10 protein-coding genes are annotated in these 7,414 nt (G+C 66.8%); 7 read left to right on the top strand and 3 right to left on the bottom strand.

Going from position 1 to position 7,414, the window contains the following annotated elements; genetic code table 11:
• From JSV65_03855 to JSV65_03840, 4 genes are all read left to right on the top strand, one after another.
• Window positions 1-602 (top strand): phosphotransacetylase family protein (locus tag JSV65_03855; protein UCH35495.1); only part of this gene is annotated, 602 nt, incomplete at its 5' end.
• 274 nt (window positions 603-876) lie between these two features.
• The gene (locus JSV65_03850; GenBank protein ID UCH35494.1) at window positions 877-1,428 is read left to right on the top strand and encodes a MarR family transcriptional regulator; all 552 of its coding nucleotides are present in this window, start codon (window positions 877-879) and stop codon (window positions 1,426-1,428) included.
• A 10-nt stretch (window positions 1,429-1,438) separates the two neighbouring features.
• Window positions 1,439-2,590: a hypothetical protein gene (locus JSV65_03845; GenBank protein ID UCH35493.1), complete on the top strand. Its 1,152-nt coding sequence runs from the start codon at window positions 1,439-1,441 to the stop codon at window positions 2,588-2,590.
• A 3-nt stretch (window positions 2,591-2,593) separates the two neighbouring features.
• On the top strand, window positions 2,594-3,268 hold the full coding sequence (locus tag JSV65_03840) for a glucose-1-phosphate thymidylyltransferase (protein UCH35492.1): 675 nt from the start codon (window positions 2,594-2,596) through the stop codon (window positions 3,266-3,268).
• A 79-nt stretch (window positions 3,269-3,347) separates the two neighbouring features.
• Here JSV65_03840 and JSV65_03835 read toward each other — a convergent pair whose 3' ends face one another.
• Window positions 3,348-3,623, bottom strand: a complete 276-nt coding sequence (locus tag JSV65_03835) for a general stress protein B (protein UCH35491.1) — start codon at window positions 3,621-3,623, stop codon at window positions 3,348-3,350.
• A gap of 196 nt (window positions 3,624-3,819) precedes the next feature.
• Entirely contained in the window at window positions 3,820-3,990 is a 171-nt protein-coding gene (locus JSV65_03830; protein ID UCH36692.1) for an Em GEA1 (EM1), read from the bottom strand.
• Between the two features lie 677 nt (window positions 3,991-4,667).
• Between JSV65_03830 and tatA the strand changes: the two genes are divergently transcribed.
• The 3 genes from tatA (at window position 4,668) to JSV65_03815 (ending at window position 6,480) form a co-directional block, all read left to right on the top strand.
• Complete coding sequence (gene tatA, locus JSV65_03825) at window positions 4,668-4,862, top strand: twin-arginine translocase TatA/TatE family subunit (GenBank protein UCH35490.1); 195 nt, start codon at window positions 4,668-4,670, stop codon at window positions 4,860-4,862.
• A 56-nt stretch (window positions 4,863-4,918) separates the two neighbouring features.
• On the top strand, window positions 4,919-5,110 hold the full coding sequence (locus tag JSV65_03820) for a hypothetical protein (protein UCH35489.1): 192 nt from the start codon (window positions 4,919-4,921) through the stop codon (window positions 5,108-5,110).
• A 380-nt stretch (window positions 5,111-5,490) separates the two neighbouring features.
• The gene (locus JSV65_03815; protein ID UCH35488.1) at window positions 5,491-6,480 is read left to right on the top strand and encodes a metallophosphoesterase family protein; all 990 of its coding nucleotides are present in this window, start codon (window positions 5,491-5,493) and stop codon (window positions 6,478-6,480) included.
• A gap of 80 nt (window positions 6,481-6,560) precedes the next feature.
• Here JSV65_03815 and JSV65_03810 read toward each other — a convergent pair.
• The coding region (locus JSV65_03810) for a metallophosphoesterase (protein UCH35487.1) at window positions 6,561-7,414 on the bottom strand (854 nt) is incomplete at its 5' end.

The following is a 7,414-nucleotide window of genomic DNA, read 5'->3' as shown; positions in this document are numbered from 1 at the left end:
TCTTCGCGGCGCGGGAAGCGCTTGGCGAACGCATGGCGGGCCTGCTGCTGAACGACGTGCCGGCTGATCGCCTGCCGTTCGTGCGCGAGGAGGTGGTGCCGTACCTGGAGGGTGCGGGGGTGGAGGTATTCGGCGCGCTGCCGCACGACCCGGTGCTGCGTTCGGTGAGCGTGGGTGAATTGGCCGATCATCTCAACGCGCAGATGCTGTGCTGCCCCGACCAGCGCGAGCAACTCGTCGAGCACTTCGTGGTCGGGGCGATGAATGTGGAGAGCGCGCTGCGCTACTTCCGCCGCACGCCGAACAAGGCCGTGATCACCGGAGGTGATCGCTCCGACATCCAATTGGCCGCCTTGGAGACGGCCAGCAAGTGCGTGGTACTGACGGGGGATTTGCGGCCCAGCTCGCGCGTCGTGGCCCGGTCCGAGGAGGTGCGCATTCCACTGCTGCTGGCGCGCGAGGACACGCTCACGATTGTGGACAAGATCGAATGGCTGCTCGGGAAGGTGCGGATCAGAGAGCAGGCCAAGATCGCCCGGGCCACCGAGCTGGCCCAGGAGCACCTCGATTTCGACGCCCTGTGGGGCCGACTCGGATTGTGATCGAGGTGCGACGTGATGCAAACTGGTGTACGGTACAGGAATAAAGTTAGGCAATCTAAACATTCTGTCGGTCTGGCACGCAGGAGTCTCCATCGCGAAGCACGAACCGCATTGACGAGGTGGGCTGCCGGATCGCGTCCCACCGATGATCGGTGACCAGCGCAATGCGAGATGCCCTTCGCTACGAGATAGGCGACGGAAGACAAGGAGCTTGCAGTACGCCACGTAGTTGAGTACGGCTGATCTACATGCCGGGAACGCAGGGGGATGCGCTATGGCACTGGATTCGCGTGCGGAATGCGGGAAGCTGTTACGAGTCTTTGCGCGCTGGGCGGACGATGCCCTGGTCAGTGACACGCTTGACTCGACGGGCGGGCATGACCTGACGCGAGCACAATTCCGTTGTCTCGACTTCCTTGGGTGTCACGACGGATGCCACATTGGCGATGTGGCCCAAGGCCTCGGCATCAGCGACCCCGCGGCGACCAAGCTGGTGGATCGTCTCGAGAGCAAGGGGTTGGCGGGCCGCAAAGCGTCGCGCGAGGATCGTCGCGTCGTTCATGTGCAACTCAGCGATGCCGGCGCTCATGTCGTGGACAGACTCGGGCGCAGATTCCAAGGCTTGTTGGCGTCGGCGATCGATCCGCTCACCGACCAGAAGCTCAACCGGTTGACGCGCTCCTTGGAAGACGTCCTCTTGGCCGCACTCAATAACCCGCGCGTGATTGAGCGCGTGTGCCTGCACTGTGGGGACGGCCATTCGCCAGACTGCGTCATCAATCAGGCGCACATCCAGGTGACCGGTGCCGAAATCGGCTGGCTGTGAAACCGCGTCCATGACCCCTCGGACGCGTCTGCGCCTCGCCCTCGCCCACAAGGAGCCTGATCGCATTCCCTTCGACCTCGGCTCCAGCCGGGTGACCGGGATCTCGCTGATAGCGTACCATCGTCTGCGGCGCCTGTTGGGTTTGCCGGACCAGGAGGCCTCTGTCGCGGACCTCAAGCAGGGGCTCGCTCAGCCGCACGAGGATCTCCTGAAGCATCTTCACGTTGACACCCGCGGGCTCTTCCCCCGGCCGCCGCGCGACTGGAATCCGACCTTGCGGCGCGACGCAGGCTATCGCAGCTTCACTGATGAGTGGGGGATCACATGGAGCACGCCGGAGGACGGCGGCCTGTACTACGACATGACGGCCCACGCCCTCGGCGGGCCGATCAGCCTCACCGAGGTGCGCGCCCATCCCTGGCCCAACGGCGCCGACTCAAGCCGCCTGGAGGGGTTGGCCGGGGACGCTCGTCGGCTCGCGGACGAAGGGTACGGGCTCGTGCTCGTGGGCGTGACGTCTGGGGTCGTCGAGCAGTCGGCCTGGCTGCGGGGATTCGGCGACTTCTACTGCGACCTGGCGGCGGACCCCGACCTCGCCTGCGCCGTGATGGACGCCGTGCTCGACGTCAAGCTTGCGTTCTGGGGGGCGGCACTGGCGGAGGTCGGCGAGTTGGCGCAAGTGGCGGTGGAGGCGGACGACCTCGCGGATCAGCGGGGCCTGGTGGTGTCGCGGGACACGTACCGGCGTTTCATCAAGCCTCGTCACCGGCGCCTGTTCGAGTTCATCCACGAGCACGGCGAGGCGCGGGTGTTGTTCCATTCGTGCGGGGCGGTGCGGGAGCTGATTCCCGACCTGATCGAGGCGGGGGTTGACATCCTCAACCCGGTGCAGGTGAGTGCGGCGGGGATGGACACGGCCGTGTTGAAACGGGAGTTCGGCGACGCGCTGACCTTCTGGGGCGGCGGCGTGGATACGCAGCGTGTGCTGCCGCGCGGAACGGCGCAGGAGGTGCGCGACGAAGTGAGGCGGCGCATCGATGACTTGGCTCCCGGCGGCGGATTCGTCTTCGCCGCGGTACATAACATCCAGGCTGACGTGCCCGCCGAGAACATCGAGGCGATGTGGCAGGCGATGCGCGAGTGCGGCGTCTACGGAGGGTAGGCAGTGTTTTCCCCTGATGACCTGTTCGACCTCAGTGGCTTCGAGCACCCTGAGCTATTTGCGGGCTGCGACTACGCCTGGGAGGCGCTCAAGCGGCTGCCCGACTACCTGGCGGACCACGCGCGGCGCGAGGTGCACGGCGAGGTGGCCGACACGGCCGTCGTCGAGGGCGCGGTGATGCTGGCGCCGGGTGCGGTGATTGAGCCGGGGGCACGGGTGATCGGGCCGGCGATCATCGGGCCGGGATGCCGGGTCGCGCACGGCGCGCTGCTGCGGGGCGGGGTAGTGATGGGGGCGGGCGCCGCCGTCGGACACGCGACGGAGGTCAAAGCATCCATTCTGCTGCCGGGCTGCTACGCGCCGCATTTCAACTACGTCGGCGATTCGATCCTGGGACGCGACTCCAATCTCGGCGCGGGCGCGATTTGCTCGAATTTCAAGCTGACGCAGACGCAAGTCGTCATCGCCGTTGACGGCAGGGACTATGAAACCGGCCTCGCTAAACTGGGAGCCCTAGTCGGCGACGGGTCGCGTGTCGGCTGCAACGCGGTGCTCAACCCCGGCACGGTACTTGGTCGGAACGTGTTCGTGTACCCCTGCACTTCCCTCCGCGGGTACGTGCCGCCGAGCACCATCGTCAAGGGCTCGGGGGAGCGCCTCGCCATCACAGGACGCTGAGTGGGCCGCTCGCAGCGAGGCCGATCGCGCCGCCACGCGGGCCTGTCACCACGCGCTCGATGAAGTTGCCTACCCGGCGCTAGCGGTGCGCCCGCCTGCCCTCCGCCACCAGCTCCTTGAGGCGACGCCCGCCCTTGCGCCCAATGCGTTCGTAGAAACTGGTGCCGCGCTCGCGCTTCACTCGCTCGCCGCCTCTGCGTCCGATTGCCTCGTAGAAACTAGGGCCGTGCCGCTGTCGGGTTGCCAGTCCGCCCCGCTTGCCAATACGCTGGTAGAACTGCGGCCCATAGCGGCTCTTCGTGGTCTGGCCCCCGCGACGACCGGCCTGGGCTACCGTCATTTCTCTGCTCGGCAATTCGCTCACTCCTTCCCGTCGGCACACAGAGCGTCTGGGGATCCGACGCGTCTAACCCGGCGAAGTCAGTGTTCGGATCTGGGTTGTTGTGCGCGGTCCGATGGCGCAATCGCCCATGTCGCGTATGTGCTCCCGCCGCGCTTGTCGGGCAAACCGTGCGCGTCGCCCAACGTCTTCGCGCGAGCCCGGCGGGGGGTCACTTGGCCTTCCGCTTCGCGTCTTCCAGCTGCTTGCGGGCCCGCTTGCTTTCCTCGACCATACGCTTGACTTTCTGACCGCCCTTCCTGCCGATCTGCTCGTAGAACCGGGGCCCGTAACGTTTCTTCGTCGTCTCGCCGCCCTTGCGTCCTGCTTCCTGGACGGTCATTGCCTTCTGGGTCACCGCACCTCACCTCCGTCATAGCGTCGATGCGCTCGGCTTCACTACTGATCCGACGGCAATCCTGACAGCACACCACCGCGCCATCCACCTCAGTGAGGCATGGTGGTGTGTAACGACTGGCCACCCAAGCGCCTGGGCTACCAGTGATAGTGTACACCTCACGGCGTACACTGGGTAGGAGATTCTGTTACGTCTTGTACAAGGGTTCACACATTGGGGCGCGCGGCGTGACAGACCGGGCGAGGCAGACGCTTGCTTGTGCTCCGCGCGGGCGTGGCAACCCTGGCCTGTGCGCACAGGAGCCCGGTGCCGCGACGTCCCACTGGTGCTGCATCAACATCACAATGACGGCTGCCGCGTCTCGCGCGGTGGGGCGACCGCGCGCCCAGATGAGCGCACCGGGCGCGACTTCGCCTGAAGTCGCGAGATGCAGCGGCACATCAAGACATGACTGACAGAGCACGGGGGCGTTCCCGGCCGGATGAAGCCGCTGTCGGGGCATTCGGCATCTCAACGATGCGTGCGGCGAAAAGCATCGGCGGGGCGATTGCGCAACTCCACACATTGACGGTCAGCCGCGCTTGCGGGGAGCGACGAATTGGGCTATAATGCTCATTACTGGGTTGTATCGGCGGGCCTGCGGCCCGCGAAAGGCTGTGAAGATGGGTTCACTGGGACCACCGGAGATAATCCTGATCCTGATCGCCGCGTTGCTGCTTTTCGGGGCAAAGCGATTGCCTGAGCTGGGCAGGAGTCTGGGTCAAGGCATGCGCGAGTTTCGTCGCTCGTTGAGCGCGACGGTAGACGAACCGGAGAAGGACGAAGGTAACACCAAGGCCTCGGATCAGGCCGGCTGATCTAGGGCCTTGGCACTAGGCGGCTTTGCCCGCGCCGAGAGAGGAGCGCCGAGGCGATGGCGTGTCCCCTGTATTCGACGCATGAGCAGGAGTGCTTGCTCCTCAATCAGGCAGCCGTCGAGGACGACGAGGACGTAGTGTCCGAGGCGGATCGCCTGCAGCAGGATTTCTGCCTGGGCACCGGCAACGAACACCTGGCGTGTCCGATCTATCGCCGGCGGGCCATCGAGCGCACCAAGGCTTACTAGCCGCCTGCCGGCTGCCGTGCCTCCCGGCCCCGAGAAGCGATCCGCACCGGGCGCGAGGAGCCGCGGACGTATAGGTTTTCGGCGCCGCCCTCCATACGGGGAGCGGCGCTTCACTTGAGGGGTGCCGGGTCTTGCACGAAGGCCGCCCATTGTGCGTACACAGCCCCCGGGACTCTCACTGGACGAGTCTCCAGAGTCCGGCCATTCGTGACATGGCGGGCATTCCCTGATCACAGAAACTCGCCACCGGTGCCAGCCGGTACCGTCGTTGAGCAACGAATGCAGCGCCGTACTTCGAACAACGGACATGCGCCTCGTGCAGCGCGGGGGTTTCACTCCGCGCCGGGCAGGCGAGCCGATCGCGGGAGCGGGCGGGACCTGTGATCTACCTGTTCGCCACGATGCTCGTGATAGGCGCGGCGCTGCTGTGGCTTCTGGGCAGGCGAGCGGCGGCGCCCTCGGCGATCCTCAGTTACCAACGCGAGATCGCCCTGCCGCGGCTGCCGCCGCGGTGCGACGGGCTTCGGCTGCTGCACATCTCCGACCTGCACCTCACCCCGCGCAGCGATTCCACGCAAGCGGTCCTCGACCGCGCTCAGGCTGCGCGACCGGATCTGATCGCGGTCACCGGTGACCTCGCATCCGGGTGGCGAGGGTTACCCCTTGCCCGGCGACTGCTGGAGCAGTTGGCGTCGCGCTGGCCGACGTACGTGGTGCCGGGCAACGCTGACCACTGGGCGGACCGCTTCGACCGTCACATTGCCCGCTGGGGGGAGACGGGCGCGAGGCTCCTCATCAATGACGCGCAGCAACTCTGCGGGGACGGCGAGCGTGACGCGAGATCCTCGGGGGCATCGGCCGACTGCGCGTCCGCGTCAAGCGAGCGGACGCCTAGTGGCGCAAATAGCGGGGCCGAGTCACCCTCACCCGGCCTCTCCCTGAGAGGGAGAGGGGTAGTAGCCTTGCCGAGCGAGCCAGGGCAACCGAGGCACCCGCCGGGCGATGGCGAATTCTGGGTCGTCGGCGTTGACGATCCCTATCGCTTTCGCGACGATCCGGGGCGGGCGCTGGCGCAGGTTCCGGCCGGAGCGTTCAAGCTCCTGCTGGCACACAGCCCCGAGGTGATTCGGCGGCGGGAGGCGCTCAGCGCGGACTTGATCCTGGCGGGACACACCCACGGTGGGCAGGTGCGCTTGCCCGTGATCGGAGCGCTGCTGACGCGGTCGCGGCTCGGGCGGAAGTGGAGCCGGGGAACGTTCCGGCTCGGCGGGACGGTGCTCATTCTGACGACCGGCGTGGGCACGACGCGGCTGGGAGTGCGGTTCTGCTGCCCGCCCGAGATGACGTTGTGGGTGCTGCGGGGGCAGTAAGCAGGAAGCGAGCACCAGGCGGCAGCCTGGACCCAGGACAGAGCGGTATGCGGCGTGCGTTTGTTGCGTCGGCCTTCTGCTCACTGCTGCCCGCTCACGAGCTTCAGCAGGGCGATCTCGCGAGGGCAGTTGAACCGGACGTACGGAGCTATCTCCCCTACCCCGCGCGTGACGAACATCGCAGTCCGACCCTCGTAGAAAAGGCCGTGGGCGTATCTGCTCCCGTATCGCGAGCGAACGACCGGCGGCCCGAACAGCGGCAGGTTCACCTGCCCGCCGTGCGTGTGCCCGGCGACCACGAGCGCGACGCCGCGCGCCGCGACGTCCTCGATGACATCCGGAGTATGGCTCATCAGGATGACGCACGCCCCCGGCGGCACCTGCGCCAACGCCGCGTCGAGATCGCCCGCCCCGGTGGATGGATCGTTGAGCCCGGCCAGGTAGAGCTTCGCGCCGCCGCGTTCCAGCGCGACGCTCTCGTTCACCAGGACGCGAACGCCGGCCTCGCGCAGCACGTCGAGCGAATGAGCCTCGCCGAGCCAGCGGTCGTGATTGCCGAGGACGGCGTACACGCCGAGCGGGGCGCGCTGTTCGGCGATGATCGGGGCCGCTTCATCCTCGAAGCGCGGCCAGCCGGTGGCGTAGTCGCCAAGGAACAGAATGACGTCGGCGTTCAGCGTCGCCAGCGGTTGGAGTCGAGCGCGAATGACCGGCGCGCGCGCGTTGGGATCGAGATGCAGATCGCTTACGCAAGCGACACGCAGGCCGGCGAAGGGCGCAGGCAGCTTGATCATCTTCATATCCTGCCTGGTGACTTGCGCTGGCGCGCGTAGACCAGGCGTCGCTGACGTGAAGGCGGGGAACATCGCGGCGACGCCAAGGAACAGGGCGCTCAGGAGCAGTTCGAGACGCCCGACCTGCTGTTCAAGGTCGC

Source organism: Armatimonadota bacterium (genome assembly GCA_020354555.1).
In the GTDB taxonomy this organism is placed as follows: Bacteria; Armatimonadota; Hebobacteria.
This window is presented reverse-complemented; position numbering and strand designations above follow the sequence as displayed.